This window comes from Microbacterium oryzae, from assembly GCF_009735645.1.
Lineage (GTDB): Bacteria > Actinomycetota > Actinomycetes > Actinomycetales > Microbacteriaceae > Microbacterium > Microbacterium oryzae.
The window spans coordinates 897,879-918,532 of record NZ_CP032550.1; the positions used below are offsets into that span (position 1 = coordinate 897,879).

The 20,654-nt window shown below is 72.1% G+C and carries 22 protein-coding genes and 1 pseudogene; 11 read left to right on the forward strand and 12 right to left on the reverse strand.

The window, feature by feature from the left end; genetic code table 11:
• Positions 1 to 31: 31 nt before the first annotated feature.
• From dprA to rplS, 7 genes are all read right to left on the reverse strand, one after another.
• Entirely contained in the window at positions 32 to 1,192 is a 1,161-nt protein-coding gene (gene dprA, locus D7D94_RS04180; protein WP_156241430.1) for a DNA-processing protein DprA, read from the reverse strand.
• Positions 1,189 to 2,715 carry a YifB family Mg chelatase-like AAA ATPase gene (locus D7D94_RS04185; protein ID WP_156241432.1) on the reverse strand — a complete coding sequence of 509 codons (1,527 nt, stop codon included), beginning with the start codon at positions 2,713 to 2,715 and terminating at the stop codon, positions 1,189 to 1,191. The genes dprA and D7D94_RS04185 overlap by 4 nt, the downstream gene beginning before the upstream one ends.
• A complete protein-coding gene (locus tag D7D94_RS04190; RefSeq protein ID WP_156241434.1) occupies positions 2,712 to 3,074 on the reverse strand; it encodes a YraN family protein in 363 nt (120 codons plus the stop codon). Before D7D94_RS04190 ends, D7D94_RS04185 begins: the two co-directional genes overlap by 4 nt.
• Before the next feature lie 117 nt (positions 3,075 to 3,191).
• Entirely contained in the window at positions 3,192 to 3,518 is a 327-nt protein-coding gene (locus D7D94_RS04195; RefSeq protein ID WP_156241436.1) for a DUF2469 family protein, read from the reverse strand.
• 51 nt (positions 3,519 to 3,569) lie between these two features.
• Positions 3,570 to 4,229 carry a ribonuclease HII gene (locus D7D94_RS04200; protein ID WP_156241438.1) on the reverse strand — a complete coding sequence of 220 codons (660 nt, stop codon included), beginning with the start codon at positions 4,227 to 4,229 and terminating at the stop codon, positions 3,570 to 3,572.
• Positions 4,226 to 4,993, reverse strand: a complete 768-nt coding sequence (gene lepB, locus D7D94_RS04205; protein ID WP_156241440.1) for a signal peptidase I — start codon at positions 4,991 to 4,993, stop codon at positions 4,226 to 4,228. Before lepB ends, D7D94_RS04200 begins: the two co-directional genes overlap by 4 nt.
• Positions 4,994 to 5,100: 107 nt before the next feature.
• Positions 5,101 to 5,451: a 50S ribosomal protein L19 gene (gene rplS, locus D7D94_RS04210; protein ID WP_156241442.1), complete on the reverse strand. Its 351-nt coding sequence runs from the start codon at positions 5,449 to 5,451 to the stop codon at positions 5,101 to 5,103.
• A 228-nt stretch (positions 5,452 to 5,679) separates the two neighbouring features.
• Here rplS and map point away from each other — a divergent pair, with 228 nt between their 5' ends.
• Entirely contained in the window at positions 5,680 to 6,456 is a 777-nt protein-coding gene (map, locus tag D7D94_RS04215; protein ID WP_156241444.1) for a type I methionyl aminopeptidase, read from the forward strand.
• An 11-nt stretch (positions 6,457 to 6,467) separates the two neighbouring features.
• Complete coding sequence (locus D7D94_RS04220) at positions 6,468 to 7,163, forward strand: sirohydrochlorin chelatase (RefSeq protein WP_156241446.1); 696 nt, start codon at positions 6,468 to 6,470, stop codon at positions 7,161 to 7,163.
• A gap of 7 nt (positions 7,164 to 7,170) precedes the next feature.
• On the opposite strand, the gene trmD is transcribed toward D7D94_RS04220, so the two are convergent.
• The 4 genes from trmD to rpsP are packed head-to-tail and all read right to left on the reverse strand — an operon-like array spanning position 7,171 to position 9,155.
• Positions 7,171 to 7,869: a tRNA (guanosine(37)-N1)-methyltransferase TrmD gene (gene trmD / locus D7D94_RS04225; RefSeq protein WP_156241448.1), complete on the reverse strand. Its 699-nt coding sequence runs from the start codon at positions 7,867 to 7,869 to the stop codon at positions 7,171 to 7,173.
• Between the two features lie 31 nt (positions 7,870 to 7,900).
• The gene (gene rimM / locus D7D94_RS04230; RefSeq protein WP_156241450.1) at positions 7,901 to 8,518 is read right to left on the reverse strand and encodes a ribosome maturation factor RimM; all 618 of its coding nucleotides are present in this window, start codon (positions 8,516 to 8,518) and stop codon (positions 7,901 to 7,903) included.
• Positions 8,518 to 8,748, reverse strand: coding sequence for an RNA-binding protein (locus D7D94_RS04235; RefSeq protein ID WP_156241452.1), 231 nt, complete (start codon positions 8,746 to 8,748; stop codon positions 8,518 to 8,520). The genes rimM and D7D94_RS04235 overlap by 1 nt, the downstream gene beginning before the upstream one ends.
• A gap of 2 nt (positions 8,749 to 8,750) precedes the next feature.
• Positions 8,751 to 9,155: a 30S ribosomal protein S16 gene (gene rpsP, locus D7D94_RS04240; RefSeq protein WP_156241454.1), complete on the reverse strand. Its 405-nt coding sequence runs from the start codon at positions 9,153 to 9,155 to the stop codon at positions 8,751 to 8,753.
• 187 nt (positions 9,156 to 9,342) lie between these two features.
• On the opposite strand from rpsP, the pseudogene D7D94_RS04245 reads away from it, so the two are divergent.
• From D7D94_RS04245 to D7D94_RS04270, 6 genes and pseudogenes are all read left to right on the forward strand, one after another.
• Positions 9,343 to 10,490 (forward strand): annotated as a pseudogene (locus D7D94_RS04245) (glutamate--cysteine ligase).
• 107 nt (positions 10,491 to 10,597) lie between these two features.
• Positions 10,598 to 11,626, forward strand: coding sequence for an iron-siderophore ABC transporter substrate-binding protein (locus tag D7D94_RS04250; RefSeq protein WP_156241455.1), 1,029 nt, complete (start codon positions 10,598 to 10,600; stop codon positions 11,624 to 11,626).
• Positions 11,623 to 12,678 carry a FecCD family ABC transporter permease gene (locus D7D94_RS04255; RefSeq protein WP_216648688.1) on the forward strand — a complete coding sequence of 352 codons (1,056 nt, stop codon included), beginning with the start codon at positions 11,623 to 11,625 and terminating at the stop codon, positions 12,676 to 12,678. The genes D7D94_RS04250 and D7D94_RS04255 overlap by 4 nt, the downstream gene beginning before the upstream one ends.
• On the forward strand, positions 12,678 to 13,733 hold the full coding sequence (locus D7D94_RS04260) for a FecCD family ABC transporter permease (RefSeq protein WP_156241456.1): 1,056 nt from the start codon (positions 12,678 to 12,680) through the stop codon (positions 13,731 to 13,733). The genes D7D94_RS04255 and D7D94_RS04260 overlap by 1 nt, the downstream gene beginning before the upstream one ends.
• Positions 13,730 to 14,563, forward strand: a complete 834-nt coding sequence (locus D7D94_RS04265) for an ABC transporter ATP-binding protein (protein WP_156241457.1) — start codon at positions 13,730 to 13,732, stop codon at positions 14,561 to 14,563. Before D7D94_RS04260 ends, D7D94_RS04265 begins: the two co-directional genes overlap by 4 nt.
• 1 nt (position 14,564) lies before the next feature.
• Positions 14,565 to 15,461: a siderophore-interacting protein gene (locus tag D7D94_RS04270; protein ID WP_156241458.1), complete on the forward strand. Its 897-nt coding sequence runs from the start codon at positions 14,565 to 14,567 to the stop codon at positions 15,459 to 15,461.
• A gap of 2 nt (positions 15,462 to 15,463) precedes the next feature.
• Here D7D94_RS04270 and D7D94_RS04275 read toward each other — a convergent pair whose 3' ends face one another.
• Positions 15,464 to 16,432, reverse strand: a complete 969-nt coding sequence (locus D7D94_RS04275) for a sugar-binding transcriptional regulator (RefSeq protein ID WP_156243311.1) — start codon at positions 16,430 to 16,432, stop codon at positions 15,464 to 15,466.
• A 105-nt stretch (positions 16,433 to 16,537) separates the two neighbouring features.
• Between D7D94_RS04275 and D7D94_RS04280 the strand changes: the two genes are divergently transcribed.
• The 3 genes from D7D94_RS04280 (at position 16,538) to glpK (ending at position 20,648) form a co-directional block, all read left to right on the forward strand.
• Positions 16,538 to 18,244, forward strand: coding sequence for a glycerol-3-phosphate dehydrogenase/oxidase (locus D7D94_RS04280; RefSeq protein WP_156241459.1), 1,707 nt, complete (start codon positions 16,538 to 16,540; stop codon positions 18,242 to 18,244).
• Between the two features lie 100 nt (positions 18,245 to 18,344).
• The gene (locus tag D7D94_RS04285; RefSeq protein ID WP_156241460.1) at positions 18,345 to 19,100 is read left to right on the forward strand and encodes an MIP/aquaporin family protein; all 756 of its coding nucleotides are present in this window, start codon (positions 18,345 to 18,347) and stop codon (positions 19,098 to 19,100) included.
• Positions 19,101 to 19,133: 33 nt separating this feature from the next.
• On the forward strand, positions 19,134 to 20,648 hold the full coding sequence (gene glpK, locus D7D94_RS04290; RefSeq protein ID WP_156241461.1) for a glycerol kinase GlpK: 1,515 nt from the start codon (positions 19,134 to 19,136) through the stop codon (positions 20,646 to 20,648).
• Positions 20,649 to 20,654: the final 6 nt, after the last annotated feature.

Genomic DNA, 20,654 nt, shown 5'->3' on the forward strand with positions numbered 1-20,654 from the left:
TAGAGTGGGTACGAACGTACACTTATTGCCTTCAGGACAGCACCCATCCACCCGGCACAGCGCGCACCTCCCCCGCGAGTTCCAGCAGACCCAGCGCGGCTTGGACGTCGCCGACCGCGAGGCCGCTGCGGCGGGCGATCTCCGGGATGTCCCGCGGCGTGCGAGAGGCGAGCGCGTCGCGCACGCGCACCTCCTCCGCCGACGGCTCCCTCGCACGGTCCCCCGCGTCGGGGCCCTCGCCGAGAAGCTCCAGCACGTCCGCCGCTGAGGTGATGCACTGCGCGTCGAACTCACGCAGCAGGCGGTGGCACCCGGCGGAGGTCGCACTCGTCACCGGACCGGGAACGGCGCCCAAGGGCCGACCGAGGGCGGCGGCGTGCCCGGCGGTGTTGAGCGTTCCGCTCCGCGCGCCTGCTTCGACGACGACGGTCGCGGCGGTGAGCGCGGCGATCAGCCGGTTGCGCTGCAGGAAGCGCCACTTCGTCGGCGTCGACCCCGGAGCGCTCTCGCTGACGATCGCACCGGTGCGCGCGAGCTCGGTGAAGAGCCGGGCGTGACCGGCCGGGTAGACCCGGTCGGCGCCGCCCGCGACCACGGCGACGGTCAGTCCGCCGCTCCCGAGCGTCGCGCGATGGGCGGCGCCGTCGATGCCGTACGCAGCGCCCGACACGATCCCCACCTCACGCGCCGAGAGCTCCCCTGCCAGCTCCGCCGCGACATGCTCGCCGTACGGCGTGGCGGCCCGCGCGCCGACGATCGCGACCGACCGCGCCAGCCGAGCGAGCGCCGCTCGGTCGCCGCGCACCCACAGCGCGAGCGGCGCGTGGGCTCCCAGATCATCCAGCTGCGGCGGCCACGACTCCTCCTCGGGCGTGAACAGGGCGAGCTCCGCCTTCGCGGCATCCTGCAGCGTGCGCGCGACGAGGGACGCGTCCAGCCGCGGACGCCACCGCGCGGACGCCGCCGTCAGCGTCTGCGGAGCGAGCTGCAGCGCTGCCAGCTGCGCATCGCGCAACCCGGCCTCGGCCATCCGGAGCGCGCGAGCCGGACCGAACGCGGCCACGAGCGTGCCCGCGGTGCCGTCCCCCGGCTCGGTGATCGCGGTCCACGCCGCGCGAGCGAGGCGATCGGAGTCATCGGCGCCGACGCATGCACCGCCCGCGCGCACGGCGGGCTCGTCGAGGAGGCTCATGCCACCACTCCCTTCTTGAGGAACAGGGCTCGGCCGACGTCGGCCGCCGTCGGTCGGTCGTGGCCGGCGAGGTCGGCGACGGTCCACGCCACGCGCAGCACCCGGTCGTAGCCGCGCAGCGTGAGGACGCCGCGCTGCAGCGCGGCGTCGAGCGAGCGCACGGCGCCGGGGTCGACGGCGCGCGGACCGCGGCGCAGCCAGGCGCCGGGGACGTCCACATTGACCTGCCACGGCGTGCCCGCCAGCCGCCGACGTGAGCGCGCCCGCGCGTCCGTCACCCGACTCCGCGCGGCGGCGGACGTGGTGCCGTCCGCGCTGCGCGTCTGCGCGATGCTGGCGATCCGCTCGACCTTGAGATCGATGTCGATGCGATCGAGCAGCGGTCCGGACAGCCGCTGCGCGTATCGCCGGATCAGGTGCGGTGAGCAGGTGCAGTCCCCGCCCCGCACCCCGTACTCCCCGCACGGGCAGGGGTTCTTCGCGAGGACGAGCTGGAACCGCGCCGGGAACCGCGCGGTGAACCCCGCGCGGTGGATGTCGATGCTCCCCTGCTCCAGCGGCTGGCGCAGCGCGTCGAGCGTCGAGGCGGCGGCCTCCGTGGCCTCGTCGATGAAGAGCACACCGCGGCTGGCCCGGGCGATGGCGCCGGGGCGCGCGACCCGCGACCCGCCGCCGATGAGCGCGGCGGTCGATGCCGAGTGGTGCGGCGCCTCGAAGGGCGGCCGCCGATCGAGCCGTGTGACCTGCTCGCCCGCGAGCGACCGCACCGACGCGACCTCGAGAGCGGCCTCGTCGTCGAGCGGCGGGAGGATCCCCGGCAGTCGACGGGCGAGCATGGTCTTGCCCGCACCGGACGGCCCCGACATCAGGAGGTGGTGCCCGCCGGCCGCGGCCACGATGAGCGCCTCCACGGCGTCCTGCTGTCCGACGACGTCGGCGAGATCCAGCTCCTCCGCGTCGGCGGGCGCCGCTGTCGCCCCGGGAACCGGCGGCACGTCGGGGACCTCCACCTCGGCACCGTGCCACGCGGCGACCTGCGCGAGCGACACCGCCGCCCACACCTCGGCGCCCACGACGAGCTCGGCCTCCTCGCGGTTGCCCCACGGCACGATCACGCGCGGACGACCGGCGGCGACCGCGGCGCGCACGGCGGGCAGCACGCCGGCCACCGGCCGGAGGCGCCCGTCGAGCCCGAGTTCGCCGAGGTGCACGACCGCCGCGGCGCTGGGTCGCCGCACCCGATCGTCGGTGGCGAGAGCGGCGACGGCGATCGCGAGGTCGAAGCCGGTTCCCTGCTTGGGCAGTCCCGCCGGCGACAGGTTCACCGTGAGCCGCCGATACGGCAGCGGCAGTCCGCTGTTCTCGCACGCGTTGCCGACCCGCCGCGCCGCCTCGCCCAGCGCCCGGTCGGCGAGGCCGATGATGCGGATGTCGGGCTGGTGCGCGGTGACGTCGGCCTCCACCTCCACCACCTCGCCGCGCAGGCCGGTGAGCGCGACCGCCCACGTGCGCGCGACGCTCACCGCAGGTCCTCGAGGTGCTCCAGCACGCCACCGCGCGGATCGGGGCCGACGATGCCCACGGCGTCGACGTGCAGGCTGCGCCGGTCCAGCACCCCGGGATGCGCCTGCGCCCACGCCACTGCGAGCCGCCACAGCCGCCTGAGCTTGCGCCCGTCGACGGCCTCGAACGGATGGCCGTAGCCGGTTCCCGAGCGCGTCTTCACCTCGACGACGGCGAGGCGCTCCCCTCGGCAGGCGACGATGTCGATCTCGCCGGCAGCGCAGCGCCAGTTGCGGTCGAGGATCTCGTATCCCTCGGACACGAGGTATCGCGCCGCCCGCTCCTCACCCGCTCGCCCCAGGTCGTCTTTGCGTGCCATGACGGCAGACTGCCCGGCCGCTCGGCCCCGAGGGGGACGCTCACGCGGACGGTGGAGAAGATGCCGCGTGTCGGCGGCCTGTGCAGACGGCGTCGCGCACGACGCCGTCGCGGAAGACTACTGGCCGTCGATGGAGAGCTCGTCGGGCAGCTCGAAGTCGCGCCGCGAGAGCTCCTCGATGTTGACGTCCTTGAATGTCAGCACGCGCACGGACTTCACGAACCGGTCCGAGCGGTAGATGTCCCAGACCCAGACGTCCTTCATCGTGAGCTCGAAGTAGAAGTCGGTCTCCGTGTCGTGACGCACGACGTCGACCTCGTTCGCCAGGTAGAAGCGCCGCTCGGTCTCGATCACGAACTGGAACTGGGAGACCACGTCCCGGTACTCGCGGAACAGCGCCAGCTCGAGTTCGCGGTCGTAATCCTCGAAGACATCGTCATCCATGGTCATCCCATCCTAGGCGCTCGCCGCGACGCCCCGCGTCGGCCGCGGCGCTCAGAAGAGGGCGGGCGCGTCGGCGATCGCCCAGGAGTGACGGTGGTGCGCGCTCAGGCCGTGGTCCCGGATGGCCGAACGGTGCGTCGCGCTCGCGTAGCCCTTGTTGCTCGCCCACTCATAGGCGGGCGCGTCGTCGTGCAGCCGCACCATGAGGTCGTCACGGGCGACCTTCGCGAGCACGGACGCCGCGGCCAGCGACGCGCAGTCCCGATCGCCCTTGACGACCGTGCGCACGTCGAGTCCGCCGCCGCGCACGGGGCTGATGTAGTCGTGGTTGCCGTCGAGCAGCACCACGCCGGTCGCGGGTGCGTAGCCCTGCTCCTCGAGGGCGGCCAGCGCGCGCACCGCCGCGAGCCCGAGGGCGCGGATGATGCCGGCCTCGTCGACCTCGGCGGCGGTGGCCCAGCCGAGCGCGCTCGCGCGCACCCAGCCCGCGGCTCGCTGAGCGACGTCGGCGCGGCGTCCCGCGGGCACGAGCTTCGAATCGCGCAGGCCGTCGGGCACGGGCGACGCGATGGCCTCGGCGTCGACGACGGAGGCGCCGATGGTGACCGGGCCCGCCAGCGCACCGCGGCCGACCTCATCGAGTCCGAAGACGAGAGGGCGCTCCGCCAGCAGCGCGCGCTCCTGGTCGAGAGTGGGGGCGACGACGGTCATCCGGCCGCGCTCGCCTTCTGCTCCTCGCGCTCCTCCTCGTGCTCGGGGATGCCGCGGAACACCTCGTGATGGCCGTCGATGAGCCCGAAGCGCTCGAGGGGCCAGGTGGTGAGGAACACGCGGCCGACGACGTTCTCCAGCGGCACGAAGCCCCCGCCGGGCTGATCCATGTTGAAGCGGGCGTCGCGGGAGTTGTCGCGGTTGTCGCCGAGCACCCAGAGCGCGCCGTCGGGCACCTGCACGTCGAACGGCTCGTTCGATGCGGCCGTGTCGCCCACGGGGAGCTTCAGGTAGTCCAGCTCGTCCACGGGGACGCCGTTGACGGAGATCTGGCCGAGCGCGTTGCAGCACTCCACGTGGTCGCCGGGGATGCCGATGATGCGCTTGACGAGATGGTCGTCGGAGTCGCCGGCGGAGAGGCCCACGGCCGTCAGGAGGTGATCGACCGCCTCGACGATCGGCGCGCGCGGCGCGGGAGCGGGCTGCCCTTCGAGCCATCCGCCCGGGTCCTCGAAGACGACGATGTCGCCGCGCTCGTACCCGGTCCACGCCGGCGTGAGCTCGTCGACGAGGATGCGGTCGTCGACCTGCAGCGTGTTCTCCATCGAACCGGAGGGGATGAAGAACGATCGGACGACGAACGTCTTGATGAGGAACGACACCACGAGCGCGATGACCACGATGAGGGCGATGTCGCGCAGAAAGGTGAGGAATCCGCGTCCGCGTCGCGTAGGCCGCGCCGCGGTCGTGATGTCGGTGGTCATGGGGTCCTTCGCATCCGCGCCGCCGGGTTGCGGGGGCGTCGATCCAGGTTCTCACACGAACGCAGACACCCCGTGCCGAGAGGCACGGGGTGTCTGCGCGAAGAGGATCAGCGGCTCTCGCGCTTCTCCTTGATCTTCGCCTTCTTGCCGCGCAGCTCGCGCAGGTAGTACAGCTTCGCGCGACGGACGTCACCACGGGTGACGACCTCGATGCGGTCGAGGACGGGCGAGTGCACGGGGAACGTGCGCTCCACGCCGACCTGGAAGCTGATCTTGCGGACCGTGAAGGTCTCGCGCACACCGGATCCCTGACGGCGGATGACGACGCCCTGGAACACCTGAACACGCGAGCGGTTGCCCTCGACGATGTTCACGTGCACCTTGACGGTGTCACCGGGGCCGAACGCGGGGACGTCCGAGCGGAGCGAGGCCGCGTCGACGGCGTCGAGAATGTGCATGACGGTTCTCTTCCTGCGGCCGCCTCAGGTCGACCGCCTTCGAAAATGGGGTATCGCGTGTGCGGTGGGATCCGGTTGCGGACCCTCGGCTCCCCTGTGGCAGAGCGCGAAACACGCGCGCCGACAGGCGCGGGCGTCACAGCACGACTCTCCATTGTCGCACACCGGCATCGGCCATCCGTCACGCTCGCGCGGGAGAGAATGGAGGTCCGACTGGAAGGACACCCCATGATCGAACTGCGCACCCCGGCCGAGATCGAGCAGATGCGCCCGGCCGGCCGGTTCGTCGCCGAGACCCTCGCCACCCTGAAGGACGAGACGCGCGTGGGCACGAACCTGCTGGCGATCGACCGTCGCGCGCACGAGCTCATCCGCCGCGCGGGCGCCGAGTCGTGCTACATCGACTACCACCCCTCGTTCGGCGCCAGCCCGTTCGGCAAGGTGATCTGCACCTCCATCAACGACGCGGTGCTCCACGGTCTCCCCCACGACTACGCGCTGCGCGACGGCGACCTCGTCACGCTCGACTTCGCCGTCTCCGTCGACGGCTGGGTGGCGGACTCCGCGGTCTCCTTCGTCGTCGGCACGCCGCGCGACGAGGACCTGAAGCTCATCGACACCACCGAGCGGGCCCTGGACGCGGCGATCGCCGCCGCCACCGTGGGCAACCGCATCGGCGACATCTCGGCCGCCATCGCCGCCGTCGCGCATGGCGAGGGCCTGTCGATCAACACCGACTTCGGCGGACACGGCGTGGGCCGCATCATGCACGGCGACCCGCACGTGCCGAACGACGGCCGCCCGGGCCGCGGCTTCCCGCTGAAGCCGGGCCTCGTCATCGCGATCGAGCCGTGGTTCCTGCAGACGACCGACGAGCTGGTGACCGATCCGGATGGCTGGACGCTGCGCAGCGTCGACGGCTCGCGTGGCGCGCACAGCGAGCACACGATCGCCATCACTGAGGACGGCCCCGTCGTCTTCACCGACCGGTCGCACCTGTCCTGAGGGCCGCTCCGATGACGACCCTCATCGCCTGCTCGCACGGGACCCGCTTCGAGGAGGGGCGCACGGTCATCCGCGCGCTCGTCGAGGAGGTGCGCGCGCTTCTTCCGAGCGTCCGCGTCGAGCAGGCGTTCGTCGACGTCGAGCAGCCCGAGGTCGCCGATGTCGTCGCGCGTGCGGCGGCAGACGGGCCGGCGGTCGTCGTCCCGCTGCTGCTGTCGACCGGGTTCCACACCGAGGTGGATGTCGCGCGGGCCGTGCGTCCGTTCGCTCACGTCGTGCAGGCACCGCCTCTCGGCCCGCACGATCTGCTCGCCGAGGTGCTCGCCGCGCGCCTGGCCGAGGCCGACGCGGGGTCTCGCGAGGGCGATCACGTCGTGCTCGCCGCCGCCGGATCGAGCAAGCCGGAGGCGGCGGTCGACGTCGAGGAGGTCGCCGTGCGGCTGCGGCGCCTGGTGTCCGTGCCGGTGTCGGTCGGGTACGCGGCCGGCGCCCACCCGCGCATCCCCGACGCCATCGCGGCCGCTCGCGCCGCGGGCGCGCAACGCGTGGTCGCCGCGAGCTACGTCCTCGCGCCGGGGTTCTTCGCCGATGTCGTCCGCGATGCGGGGGCGGATGTCGTCACCGCGCCGCTCGGCGCCGATCGGCGCGTCGCCGAGATCGTCGCGGAGCGCTATCGCGCGGGCGCCGCGCGGCTCGCGGGCGCCTGACGCGACCTCAGCTCTCGCCGCGCAGGTCCTCGGGCAGCAGGTCCGGACGCAGCCGCCGCGTGCGCTCGAAGCTCTGCTCGCGCCGCCACCTCTCGACGGCGCCGTGGTTGCCGCTGAGCAGCACGGGAGGCACCTCGTGCCCGCGCCAGGAGGCCGGCTTGGTGTAGATCGGGTACTCGAGCAGCCCGATCTCGTGGGACTCCTCGACGAGGCTCTCGGGGTTGCCGACGACGCCGGGCACGAGCCGCGCGACGGCCTCGATCATCGCCATGGCCGCGACCTCGCCGCCGTTGAGGACGTAATCCCCCAGGCTCATGAGTCGCACGCGGCCGCGCGCCGCGTAGTGGTCGACGACCCGCTGGTCGATGCCCTCGTAGCGGCCGCAGGCGAAGACGATCTGCCTCTCGTCGGCGAGCTCCCGCGCGACGCGCTGCGTGAACCGCTCACCCGCGGGGGACGGCACGATGAGCACGGCGTCCTCGCCGAGGACGGCGTCGAGCGTCTCACCCCACGGCTCGGGCTTCATCACCATGCCGGCGCCGCCGCCGTACGGCGTGTCGTCGACGGTGCGGTGCCGGTCGTGGGCGGCGTCGCGCAGATCGTGCACGCGCACGTCCAGGAGCCCGCGGTCGCGCGCCTTCCCGATGAGGGAGACGTCCAGCACGTCGAAGAACGCCGGGAAGATGGTGACGATGTCGACGCGCATCCCTCCAGTCTAGAAGAGGGATGGCCCGGCCTCAGTCGGCGGCGGAGGTCTCCGTGTCGGCAGGGTCGACCTCTGCGACGGGAGCGGCCTCATCCTCGGGCTCGTCGTCGAGCTCCTCGAAGAGTCCGGCCGGCGGGGTGACGATCACGCGCTCGGCGGCGATGTCGACCTCGGGGACGATGGCCGAGACGAACGGCACCATGATCTCCCGCTCCCCCGACTTCACGATGAGGAGGTCCTGAGCGGGCAGGTGGTCCACGCGCACGACGTGCCCGACGGAGACGCCGTCGCGCACGACATCGAGGCCCACGAGCTGGTGGTCGTACCAGGCGTCGGGTTCGGGCTGCTCGGCGGCGTCGTCCTGGTCGATCCACAGGATGGCGCGCACGAGGCTCTCGGCCTCGTCGCGGTCGTCGACGCCCTCGAAGAAGACCACGGGCGCCGCGTTCATCCAGCGGAACTCCCGCACGACGATGGACTGGCCGTGCCACTTCGACTGCTCGGGCACCTGCAGGGCGAACGACGCTCCCGGGACGAAGCGTCCGTCGGGGTCGTCGGTGTACAGCTCCAGCTTGAGGGCGCCCTTCAGGCCGTGGGCCTTGAGGATGCGCCCGACGCGCAGCTGGTTCTTGGCGGTGCGGTCGGCCATCAGTCGTCCGCCACGTCGACGCGCACGCGTCGACCGTCGGCGAGTGCGCCGATCACGGTGCGAAGAGCCTTCGCGGTACGGCCGCCGCGCCCGATCACGCGCCCCCGGTCATCCGCGTGGACGTGCACTTCCAGCACGTCTCCTCGCGGTGATGAGGAGGCGACGATCCTCACGTCGTCGGGGTGATCGACGATCCCCTTGACGACGTGCTCGAGCGCGGCGGCCAGCACGATTACTCTGCCGACTCGGCGTCGGCGTCGGCGGCGGGAGCCGCCTCCGCCTTCTTCTCGGCCTTGGGCCGGACGACCGACTTCTTGGAGGCGTCGGGCGCGTACGCGGCCTTCTCCTCGCGGGTCTTCAGGGTGCTCTTGGCGTCCTTGTCGCCGGTGTGCTTGCCCCAGTCGCCGGTGATCTTGAGGATGGCGGCCACCTGCTCGGTGGGCTGGGCGCCCACGGACAGCCAGTACTGCGCGCGCTCGGAGTCGACCTCGATGAACGAGGGCTCCTCGGTCGGGTGGTACTTGCCGATCTCCTCGATCACACGACCATCGCGCTTGGTGCGCGAGTCGGCGACGACGATGCGGTAGTAGGGCGCACGGATCTTGCCCAGGCGCTTGAGACGGATCTTGACAGCCACGATTCTCCTGTGTGGTGAAGAGGGATCGAACGTCGCCCTGCGCGTGGGGTGCACGCTGGCGGGAGCTCTGAGGGTGGACCGATGCTGGATAGAGGGTCGAGCAGGCGGTCCGACCCTCCATTCTGCCAGATGACACACCCATAAGCGAACCGTCCGCCGTGCGAGTCCCGTGTGGAAGGCTGTGCGAATGACGCTGCGCTTCGCCCAGTCCGCCCGCTCGTCCGTCGGAGTGGAGTGGGAGATCATGCTCGCCGACCGCGCGAGCGGCGAGCTCGTGGGCCGCGGCCCGGAGATCATCGACGCGCTGGCGGCGTCCACAGCGGATGAGCGCTTCACCGTCACCGGCGAGCTCCTCACGAACACCATCGAGATCACGAGCGGCGTCGGGGCGACGGCGGCGGAGGCGCTCGCGGACATCGCCGACGCCGTCGACGTCGTGCGCGCGCAGGCGGAGCCGCTCGGCGTCGCCCTGCTCTCTGCGGGCAGCCATCCGTTCGCGCAGTGGTACGACCAGTCCGTGACCGACAAGACGCGCTACCACTCCCTCATCGAGCGCACCCAGTGGTGGGGCCGCAACATGATGATCTGGGGTGTCCACGTGCACGTGGGCGTCGAGGACGTCGCCAAGGTCATGCCGATCGTCGGTGCGCTGACGACGTTCCTGCCGCACATCCAGGCGCTGTCGGCGTCCAGCCCGTTCTGGGCGGGCGAGCGCACCGGATACGCGTCGAACCGCGCGCTGGTCTTCCAGCAGCTGCCCACCGCCGGCCTCCCCTGGCCGCTGACGACGTGGGAGCAGTTCGAGGGCTACGTCGACGACATGACCCGTGCGCAGATCGTCGCCGACGAGACCGAGGTGCGCTGGGACATCCGCCCCGCCCCGCGCTGGGGGACGGTGGAGATCCGCGTCTGCGACGGGCTGTCGACGGCCGCGGAGCTCGCCGCGATCACCGCCCTCATCCAGACCCTCGTCGAGAGCTTCTCCCGCGAGCTCGATGCAGGGCGCACGCTCGCACCGCTGCCCGCCTGGTACGTGCGCGAGAACAAGTGGCGCGCGGCGCGCTACGGGCTCGACGCGGACGTCATCGTGGGCGCCGACGGCGCGCAGCGCCCGGTGCGCGAGCATCTGGCGGAGACGCTCGAGCGCCTGAGTCCCGTGGCAGACGACCTCGGATGCGCGTCGGAGTTCGCGGGAGCGGCCGGCATCCTCGCCACGGGGACGAGCGGCGAACGGCAGTCGGCGATCGCCGACGCATCGGGGGCGATCTGCGCGCGGTGGTGACACACCTGATCGCGGAGTTCGAAGCCGGGCGCGCGCTGCCGCCGCGCGCCTGATCTGCGGCCTTTCGAGGCGGCCGCATCGTGGATGGCATCAGCATTAGGGTAGCCTAAGCTCACTACTCGACGCCGAGGCGCTCGCGCCTCACGATGAAAGGCCATCCGTGCACACCACGCGCGCTCTCGCGTTCGTCGCGACCCTCTCCGCCGCCGCCGCCCTCACCGCGTGCTCCAGCTCCGCCGAGCCCGAGAAGGCCGCCGCAGGCGACGCTCCCGCCGGCGCGTTCCCCGTGACGATCGAGCACGCCCTCGGCAGCACCACGATCGAGAGCGCGCCGAAGCGCGTCGCCACCGTCGGCTGGGGCAACCACGACGTCGCACTCGCCCTCGGCATCGCCCCGGTCGGCGTCGACGACCAGACCTGGTCGATGGACGGCAGCGACGGCCTGGGGCTGTACGAGTGGTCGCTCGACGCGTACGAGGAGCTCGGCGCCGAGGAGCCCGTCGTCTTCGACACCTCCGACGGCGTGGACTTCGAGGCCATCGCCGACACCGCCCCCGACGTGATCCTCGGGGCGTACTCGGGCCTCACGAAGGAGGAGTACGCGACCCTCAGCGAGATCGCGCCGACCGTCGCGTACCCCGAGGTCCCCTGGTACACGCCGTGGCGCGACGCGATCCGCATCGACGCCGAGGCGCTGGGGATGGCCGATGAGGGCGAGGAGCTCGTCGACGACCTCGACGCGCAGATCGCCGACGCGACGGCCGACTCCTCCTTCGCGGGCAAGACCGCCGCGTTCTTCTACATGACGCCCTCCGACCTGTCGACGGTCTCCATCTACGCGGTGGACGACTCGCGCACCGCGCTCCTCGGCGACCTCGGCTTCGACATGCCGTCGGCCGCCACGGAGGCCAGCGAGAGCGGCGCGTTCTACGCCGACATCAGCGCGGAGAACGCCGACCAGCTCGACGACGTCGACGTGATCGTGGCCTACGGCGGGGACGACCTCCTGTCGGCGCTGCAGGCCGACGAGCTGTGGAGCACCGTGCCCGCGGTCCAGAACGGCGCGGTCGTCGCGATCGGCAACGGCGATGCGCTGAGCGGGGCCGTCACGCCCACCGCCCTGTCGATCCCGTGGGTGCTGGACGACTACGTCGCCCTCCTCGACGACGCAGCGGCGAAGGCGGAGTGACCAGCGCCGCGACCGCGCGCCGCGCGCCCGTCAGCGACACGGGCGCGCGGCGCAGCCGCGGGTTCCTCATCGCCGCGGGCGTGGCCGCTGTCGCGCTCGCGGCCGCCGTGTCGCTCGCGTTCGGCTCGCGGACGGTGACGCCGGCGGAGATCGCAGACGGCCTGTCGGCATGGCTGCACGGGGAGGTGGCGTCTCAGATCGGCGCCATCGCCGTGCAGCAGCGCATCCCGCGCACCGTGCTCGCGCTCGCCGCCGGGGCCGCCCTGGCCCTGTCCGGCGCCCTCATGCAGGCGGTCACCCGCAACCCGATCGCCGACCCCGGCATCCTCGGCGTGAACATGGGCGCGGCGCTCTTCGTCGTGTGCGGCATCGCCTTCCTCGGCATCTCCTCCCCCTTCCAGTACCTCGGGCTCGCGCTCGCCGGGGCCACCCTCGCCGCGCTGTTCGTGTACGTCGTGGGCTCGATCGGCGCGGGCGGCTCGACGCCCATCAAGCTCGCGCTCGCGGGCGCGGCGACGAGCGCCGCGCTGTCGTCGCTCGTGAGCGCCGTGCTGCTGCCGCGCGTGGCCGCGATGAACGAGTTCCGCTTCTGGCAGGTCGGCGGGGTCGGTGGCGCGGACTGGAGCACCATGGCCGTCGTCGCGCCGCTCCTCGCCGGTGCCGCCCTCGTCGCCTTCCTCTGCGCCCCCGGCCTCAACGCGCTCGCGCTCGGCGACGACGTCGCGGTGGGCCTCGGCGTTCGCGTGGGGCGCACCCGCGCGTTCGCGGCCACCGCGGGCGTCGTCCTCTGCGCTGCCGTCACCGCGGTCGCGGGGCCCATCGCCTTCGTCGGGCTCATGGTGCCGCACGTCGTCCGTCTCCTCTCGGGCCCGGATCAGCGCTGGCTCCTGCCGCTCTCCGCCCTCGGCGGCGCGGTGCTCCTCGCCGTGGCCGACACCATCGGGCGCGTGATCGGCACGCCCGGCGAGGTGGAGGCCGGCATCGTCACCGCGTTCGTCGGCGCGCCGGTCCTCGTCGTCATCGCCCGCCGCACCCGCATGAGGGCCCTGTGATGACCGCGCTCCTCGCTCCCGCTCCCCTCGCCCCCGTCGACGCGCTGCGCGCCGGACGTCGTCGTCGCACCCGCCGGCGCGCGCTCGCCATCGCCGTGCTCGCCGTGCTGCTGATCGCCCTGCTCGCGGCGATGCTCATGCTCGGCCGCACGATCTACCCGGTCTCCGACGTCGTCGCGGTGCTCGCGGGGCGGGATGTCCCGGGAGCGTCGTTCACGGTCGGCACGCTGCGCGTCCCGCGCGCCCTGACCGGCGCGCTGGCCGGCATCGCCTTCGGCGCGGCCGGCAGCACCTTCCAGACCATGCTCCGCAACCCGCTCGCGAGCCCCGATGTCATCGGCATCACCTCGGGTGCGAGCGCGGCCGCGGTCGTCGCCCTCGTCGTGCTGCACTGGTCGGGCGCCGCCACCACGCTCCTGGCGCTCCTCGTCGGCATCGCCACGGCCGCCGCGATCTACGCGGCCGCGCGGGGCGGCGAGTCCACCGGCGGACGCCTCATCCTCATCGGCATCGGCATCGGCGCGATGCTCGACGCCGTCGTGTCGTACGTCATCTCGCGCGCGGCCGAATGGGACGTCGCGGTCGCCATGCGCTGGCTGACCGGGAGCCTCAACGGCGCCCGGATGGCCGACCTCGCCCCGCTCGCCGTCGCCGTGGTCGTGCTCGTTCCCGTCGTGCTCCTGCTCTCCCGGGATCTGCGTGCGCTCGAGCTCGGCGACGCCTCGGCGACCGCGCTCGGCGTGCGCGTCGACCGGTCACGGGTTCTGCTCATCGTCGCGGCCGTGGCGCTGGCCTGCTTCGCCACCGCCACCACCGGCCCGATCGCGTTCGTCGCCTTCCTCGCGGGGCCGATCGCCTCCCGCCTGGTCGGCCCCGGCGCCTCGCTGGTGGTCCCCGCCGCCCTCACCGGCGCCTGCCTCGTTCTCGCGGCCGATCTCATCGGGCAGTTCGCCTTCGACACGGCGTTCCCCGTCGGCGTCATCACCGGCATCCTCGGAGCGCCGTACCTGCTCTTCCTCCTCATCCGCACGAGCCGTCAGGGAGGCTCCTCATGACCGTGTCGCACACCCTCGAGACGAGCGGACTGGTCGCCGGCTACGGCGCGACGACGATCGTCGACGGCGTCGACCTCGTCGTCCCGACCGGCCGCATCAGCGTGATCGTGGGCGCCAACGCCTGCGGCAAGTCGACGCTGCTGAAGACGATCTCGCGTCTGCTGGCGCCGCGCTCCGGCGCGGTGCTCCTCGACGGCCGCCGGATCGACGAGCTCCCCACGCGCGAGCTGGCCCGCACCCTCGGCCTGCTGCCGCAGCAGCCGATCGCCCCGGAGGGGATCGCCGTCGCCGATCTCGTCGGGCGGGGACGCCATCCGCATCAGAAGCTCTTCCGCTCGTGGTCGACGGAGGACGAGATCGCCGTCGCGGAGGCCCTCGAGGTGACCGGCGTCGCCGACCTCGCCGACCGGTCCGTCGACGAGCTCTCCGGCGGGCAGCGGCAGCGCGTGTGGATCGCGATGGCGCTCGCGCAGGAGACCGACGTGCTGCTCCTCGACGAGCCGACCACCTTCCTCGACGTGACGCACCAGATCGAGGTGCTCGACCTCCTCACCGATCTCAATCGCCGCCGCGGCACGACGATCGTCATGGTCCTGCATGACATCAACCTGGCCGCCCGCTACGCCGACCACCTGTTCGCGCTCCGCGCCGGGCGCCTGGTCGCCGACGGCGCGCCCTCCGACGTCGTGACGCGCGAGCTGATCGCCGAGGTGTTCGATCTCGACGCCATGGTGATCCCCGATCCCGTCTCCGGCACCCCCCTGGTGCTGCCGCGCGGCCGCCACCATGTGCTGTCCTCCCCCGTCCGCACCGTCCCCGCAGGAGCCTGAGATGCCCGAGATGGAGTTCTTCCGCGTCGCCGTGACGCGCATCGTCGACCTCACCCCCAGCTTCCGCCGCTTCACGTTCACCGGCGAGCAGCTGCACCGCTACGGCGACCCGGGCTTCGATCAGCGCATCAAGGTCGTCTTCCCCGCGCCGACGGCCGGCCTCGAGGCCATGCCCACCGGCGACGACTGGTATGCGCGCTGGCGCGAGCTGCCGGAAGACGGCCGACCGCCCTTCCGCACGTACACCACCCGCGCGGTGCGCCGCGACGCGCGCGAGATCGACGTCGACATGGTCGCGCACGAGGTCTCGGGCCCGGCGTCGGCCTGGATCCAGACCGCGCAGGTGGGCGACGAGCTGCTCGTCTTCGCGCCCACGGTGGACTGCACGGGCGTGAGCTACGGCGTGGACTTCGTGCCGCCCGCCCAGGTGGAGCAGGTGCTCCTCGCCGGGGACGAGACCGCCGCCCCCGCCATCGCCGTGATCCTCGAGCAGCTGCCGGCCACCGCGCAGGGCGTCGTCGTGCTCGAGGTGCCCGACGAGCGGGACGCCGCCTACCTCCCGGAGCACCCGGGCTTCCGAGTCCACGTCGCCGGGCGCGGGTCGCGGGAGCGGCACGAGCACCTCGTGCAGACGGTGAAGGATGTCGCGCCCGTGCTGTGCGCGCCGGGGCGCGGCTCCGAGGTGGAGGAGATCGACATCGACGCCGACATCCTGTGGGAGGTCCCCCGCACCGGGAAGGGCGGCGCCGCGCTTCGGAGCGCGCCGCTCTACGCGTGGCTCGCCGGCGAGAGCGCCGGGATCAAGAGCCTGCGCCGCCACCTCGTCAGCGAGCACGGCGTCGACCGCAGGGCGGTCGCGTTCATGGGCTACTGGCGGCTCGGTCGCGCCGAGACCTGACCTCAGAGCGTCTCGACGAGGCGCTCGGCGAGCGTCTCGTCGAGGACGACGTCGGTGACGAGGCCGGCCGCGAGCGCCGCGCGCAGGCTGGCGAGCTTGTGCGCGCCGGCGACCACGCACACGCGGCGCGGCACCCGCCGCAGCCGGTCGAGGTCGGGCCCCGTCGCGCGCGCGTTCAATCGCACGTCGCGCCACGTCCCGTCGGCTCGGAAGAACACCGTGGCGACGTCGCCGATCACGCGGTCCTCCGTGAGGCTGCGGTAGTCGTCCCGATCGAGGTAGCCGCCCACATACACCCGGCTCGGCACCTCCGCGGAGGGCGAGCCGAGGCTGAACAGCGCCAGATCCATCCGCCCCTGCACGTCGAGAACGCGCCGCGTGCTGCGCTCGCGCCACATCGCCTCGCGCGTGGCGGGATCGTCGAAGAACGCCGGCACCGGGAACTGCTGCAGCTTCGCCCCGAAGGCGTCGCCGAAGCGCTGCAGCACCTCGCTGGAGTAGTCCACGCCGGTCGTCTGCGTGTTCCCGGCGCCGTTCAGCTGCACGACCGTCGTGCCGTGCGTCTCCTTCTGCGGCAGGTACCGGCTCACGGCCGTCAGCGTCGAGCCCCAGGCCACGCCCACGACCATGTTGGAGTCGACGAACTGCGCGAACAGCCGGGCGGCTGTCATCGCCACCCGCTCGAGCCGATCGACCTCGCTCACGCTCGACGGCACGGGCACCACGTGCGCGGCCACGTGGAAGCGCTCGCGCACCCGCTGCTCGAGGAACCCGCCGCGCTCGAGCGGAGACGTGATCCGGATGTCGACGAGGCCCGTCTCCCGCGCGTGGCTCAGCAGCCGGGACACCGACGACCGCGACGTGCCGAGCTCTCGGGCGATCGCCTCCATGGTGCGGTCCTGCATGTAGTAGAGCTGGGCGGCCTTGAGCGCCTGCTCGAGCTTGCCGTCGCGCGGTGCCTCCGCGTCCATGCTGTCGCCCTTCTCGTACATCCCTGCACATATGTGCAGGAGCCTTGCGCGCATGTTCGGTTCGTTCCAGGCTAGACCCGAATCGCCACGAGAGGGAGGCAGGACATGACCGAGAACCAGTCCTCAGCCGAGCGCGCAGCCGTGCGCGAGATCCGCGAGAGCGGGCGCACCAGCGTCCTCATCATCGGGGGCGGCATCAACGGCATCTCGACGTTCCGCGACCTCGCCCTGCAGGGCGTCGACGTCGTCCTCGTCGAGCGCGGCGACTTCGCCTCGGGCGCCTCCTCGGCGTCCAGCCACATGATCCACGGCGGCATCCGCTACCTCGAGAACGGCGAGTTCCGACTCGTGCGCGAGTCGGTGCAGGAGCGCAACGGCCTCCTGCGCATCGCTCCCCACTACGTCAAGCCGCTCGAGACGACCATCCCGATCTACTCCACGTTCTCGGGCATCCTCTCCGCGCCGCTGCGGTTCCTCACGCACCGCTCCGGCAAGCCGCAGGAGCGCGGCGCCGCCCTCATCAAGATCGGCCTCACGCTCTACGACACCTTCTCGCGCGACGGCGGCACCGTTCCCCGGCACCGCTTCCTCGGGCGCCGCCGCTCGCTGCGCGAGCTCCCTGCGCTCGACCCCGACATCAAGTACACCGCGACGTACTACGACGCCTCCATGCACGACCCCGAGCGACTCGCGCTCGACGTTCTCCTCGACGGCGCCGCCGCGCACGTCGGCGCCCGCGCGCTGAACTACGTCGAGGCCGTCGGCCGGACCGACGAGGGCGTGCTCCTGCGCGACCGGGAGACCGGAGCGGAGTTCGCGATCGCCGCCGACGTCGTGGTGAACGCCTCGGGGCCCTGGACCGACCACACGAACTCGGCCCTCGGCACGTCGACCCGCTTCATGGGCGGCACGAAGGGCTCGCACATCGTCCTCGACCATCCGGAGCTGCTCGCCGCCACGAAGGGGCGCGAGATCTTCTTCGAGCACTCGGATGGCCGCATCGTGCTCATCTACCCCCTCAAGGGGCGCGTCCTCGTCGGCACCACCGACATCGACGCCGACCCGAGCGAGCCCGCGGTGTGCACCGAGGAGGAGGTCAACTACTTCTTCGACCTCATCCACCACGTGTTCCCGCGCATCGCGGTCGACCGCAGCCAGATCGTCTACCGGTTCGCGGGCATCCGGCCGCTGCCGCGCCACGAGGACACTGCGCCCGGCTTCGTCTCGCGCGACTACCGCGTGGAGACGGATCGCTCGGGCGCCGTCCCCCTCGTGAGCCTCGTCGGCGGCAAGTGGACCACCTTCCGCGCCCTGGGCGAGTCGCTCTCCAACGCCGTGCTCGACCTCCTCGGGCGCACCCGCACGGTGTCCACGGCCGGACGGCCGATCGGCGGCGGGCGCGACTTCCCGCGCGGCGACGCCGACCGGCGCGCCTGGATCGCCGCGCACCTGGCCGGCGCGGGCGACCGCGCCGAGCAGCTCCTCATCCGCTACGGCACCCGCGCCGCCGACGTGTGGGCGTTCATCGGCGACGGCGACGACGCTCCCCTGGTGGGCGGTGACGTCTCCACGCGCGAGCTGGCGTGGATGGTGCGCGAGGAGCATGTCGTGCATCTCGCCGACGTCGTGCTGCGCCGCACGAGCATCGCGTTCACCGGCGCCGCCGACGCCGATGTCCTCGACGAGCTGGCGCGCGCCCTGGCGCCCCTGCTCGGCTGGGACGAGGACCGGCGCGAGTCGGAGATCGAGCAGGCGCGCACGCTGCTGAACGACCTGCACGGTCTGGCCATCCCCGACCGCACGCGTCACTGACCGGGGCCTCCTCCCTCGAGGCCTCACCGGAGTCACCTCCGATCCCCCGCATCGCCGCGGCAGAGGGGCCGCGGCGCCCCTGAGAAAGGTCGATGAAGACATGGAAGATGTGAATCTCGGACTCTACTTCGTGTCCGAGCTGGTCGGCACCGCGATGCTGATCCTGCTCGGATGCGGTGTGGTGGCCAACGTGGTGCTCGCGAAGACGAAGGGCTTCGCGGGCGGCACGCTGATGGTGAACTGGGGATGGGGGCTCGCCGTCTTCGCGGGTGTGCTGGTCTCCGCCTACTCCGGCGCCATCATCAACCCCGCCGTGGGCATCGGCCTCCTGATCGCGGGCAAGATCTCGTTCGTCATGTTCCTCGTCGCCCTCGCGGCGGAGCTCATCGGCGCGATCATCGGCGCCGTGCTCTGCTGGGCGGCGTACCGTCAGCACTTCGACGAGGAGGAGGACCCGGCGAACAAGCTCGGCGTCTTCTCGACCGGCCCCGCCATCCGCTCGTACGGGCACAACCTCATCACCGAGATCATCGGCACGTTCGTGCTCGTGTTCGTCATCTTCGCCTTCGCCGACTACGGCGACATCGAGGTCGGCGTGCCCGGTGGCCTCGGCCCGCTGGCCGCGCTGCCCGTCGCGCTCCTCGTCGTCGGCATCGGCGCATCGCTCGGTGGCCCGACGGGCTATGCGATCAACCCGGCTCGCGACCTCGGCCCGCGCATCGCGCACGCCCTCCTCCCCATCAAGGGCAAGGGCTCCAGCGACTGGGCCTACTCGTGGGTGCCGGTCGTCGGGCCGCTCATCGGCGGCGCCCTCGCCGCGCTCCTCGCCCCCGCCCTCCTCAGCCTCGCCGCCTGACCCCCGTAACGCGTTCAAAGGAGAAACACCACCATGGCCGAATACATCATCGCGATCGATCAGGGCACGACGTCCAGCCGTGCGATCGTCTTCGATCGGAAGGGGACCATCATCTCCACCGGTCAGAAGGAGCACGAGCAGATCTTCCCCAAGCCGGGGTGGGTCGAGCACGACCCGATGGAGATCTGGCGCAACGTCCAGGAGGTCATCGGCCTCGCCCTGAGCCGCGGCGACCTCACTCGGCATGACATCGCCGCGGTGGGCATCACCAACCAGCGCGAGACCGCCGTGGTGTGGGACCGCAAGACGGGTCGCCCCGTCTACAACGCGATCGTGTGGCAGGACACCCGCACGCAGCCGATCGTCGACCGACTCGCCGGGGATCACGGCGTCGACCGCTTCAAGGACATCGTCGGGCTGCCGCTGGCGACGTACTTCTCGGGCACGAAGATCGCCTGGATCCTCGAGAACGTCGACGGCGCCAAGGAGAAGGCCGAGGCGGGCGACCTCGCCTTCGGCACCACCGACTCCTGGGTCCTCTGGAACCTCACCGGCGGAACGGACGGCGGTGTGCACGTCACCGACGTGACCAACGCCTCGCGCACCCTCTTTATGGACCTCGAGACGCTCGAGTGGCGTGACGACATCCTCGCCGAGTTCGGGGTGCCGCGCTCGATGATGCCGGAGATCCGCTCCTCCTCCGAGGTGTACGGCACCGCGGAGAGCTCGTCGCTGCTGCGCGAGACGCCCATCGCGGGCATCCTGGGCGACCAGCAGGCCGCCACGTTCGGGCAGGTCGCGTTCCAGGCGGGCGAGAGCAAGAACACCTACGGAACGGGCAACTTCCTCATCTTCCAGACCGGGGAGGAGATCATCCGGTCGAAGAACGGGCTGCTCACCACGATCGGCTACAAGCTCGGCGACGGCCCGACGCACTACGCCCTCGAGGGCTCGATCGCCGTCACCGGCTCCCTCATCCAGTGGCTGCGCGACCAGCTCGGCATCATCTCCTCCGCACCCGAGGTGGAGAAGCTCGCCGCGCAGGTCGACGACAACGGCGGCGTCTACTTCGTGCCCGCGTTCTCCGGCCTGTTCGCCCCCTACTGGCGCCCGGATGCCCGTGGCGCGATCGTGGGCATGACCCGGTACGTGACGAAGGGGCACATCGCCCGTGCCGCGCTCGAGGCCGTCGCCTACCAGACCCGCGACGTGCTCGACGCGGTGAACGCGGACGCGGGCGTGGACCTCACCGAGCTGAAGGTCGACGGCGGCATGGTGGCGAACGACACCCTGATGCAGTTCCAGGCCGACGTGCTCGGCGTGCCGGTGGTGCGACCGGTCGTCGCCGAGACCACCGCGCTGGGTGCCGCCTACGCGGCCGGGCTCGCCGTCGGGTTCTGGTCGGGTCTCGACGACCTCACCGCGAACTGGCAGGAGGACCGCCGCTGGGAGCCCTCGATGGACGAGGCGGAGCGCGACCGCCTGCTGCGCCAGTGGCGGAAGGCCGTCACCAAGTCGATGGACTGGGTCGACGACGACGTGAGCTGATGCGCT

Coding starts and splice junctions, on each gene's coding strand:
- dprA (WP_156241430.1), bottom strand. CDS start 1,192: ATGAGCCTCCTCGACGAGCCCGCCGTGCGCGCGGGCGGTGCATGCGTC.
- D7D94_RS04190 (WP_156241434.1), bottom strand. CDS start 3,074: ATGGCACGCAAAGACGACCTGGGGCGAGCGGGTGAGGAGCGGGCGGCG.
- D7D94_RS04195 (WP_156241436.1), bottom strand. CDS start 3,518: ATGGATGACGATGTCTTCGAGGATTACGACCGCGAACTCGAGCTGGCG.
- D7D94_RS04200 (WP_156241438.1), bottom strand. CDS start 4,229: ATGACCGTCGTCGCCCCCACTCTCGACCAGGAGCGCGCGCTGCTGGCG.
- lepB (WP_156241440.1), bottom strand. CDS start 4,993: ATGACCACCGACATCACGACCGCGGCGCGGCCTACGCGACGCGGACGC.
- rplS (WP_156241442.1), bottom strand. CDS start 5,451: ATGCACATTCTCGACGCCGTCGACGCGGCCTCGCTCCGCTCGGACGTC.
- map (WP_156241444.1), top strand. CDS start 5,680: ATGATCGAACTGCGCACCCCGGCCGAGATCGAGCAGATGCGCCCGGCC.
- D7D94_RS04220 (WP_156241446.1), top strand. CDS start 6,468: ATGACGACCCTCATCGCCTGCTCGCACGGGACCCGCTTCGAGGAGGGG.
- trmD (WP_156241448.1), bottom strand. CDS start 7,869: ATGCGCGTCGACATCGTCACCATCTTCCCGGCGTTCTTCGACGTGCTG.
- rimM (WP_156241450.1), bottom strand. CDS start 8,518: ATGGCCGACCGCACCGCCAAGAACCAGCTGCGCGTCGGGCGCATCCTC.
- D7D94_RS04260 (WP_156241456.1), top strand. CDS start 12,678: ATGACCGCGCTCCTCGCTCCCGCTCCCCTCGCCCCCGTCGACGCGCTG.
- D7D94_RS04265 (WP_156241457.1), top strand. CDS start 13,730: ATGACCGTGTCGCACACCCTCGAGACGAGCGGACTGGTCGCCGGCTAC.
- D7D94_RS04270 (WP_156241458.1), top strand. CDS start 14,565: ATGCCCGAGATGGAGTTCTTCCGCGTCGCCGTGACGCGCATCGTCGAC.
- D7D94_RS04275 (WP_156243311.1), bottom strand. CDS start 16,432: ATGGACGCGGAGGCACCGCGCGACGGCAAGCTCGAGCAGGCGCTCAAG.
- D7D94_RS04280 (WP_156241459.1), top strand. CDS start 16,538: ATGACCGAGAACCAGTCCTCAGCCGAGCGCGCAGCCGTGCGCGAGATC.
- D7D94_RS04285 (WP_156241460.1), top strand. CDS start 18,345: ATGGAAGATGTGAATCTCGGACTCTACTTCGTGTCCGAGCTGGTCGGC.
- glpK (WP_156241461.1), top strand. CDS start 19,134: ATGGCCGAATACATCATCGCGATCGATCAGGGCACGACGTCCAGCCGT.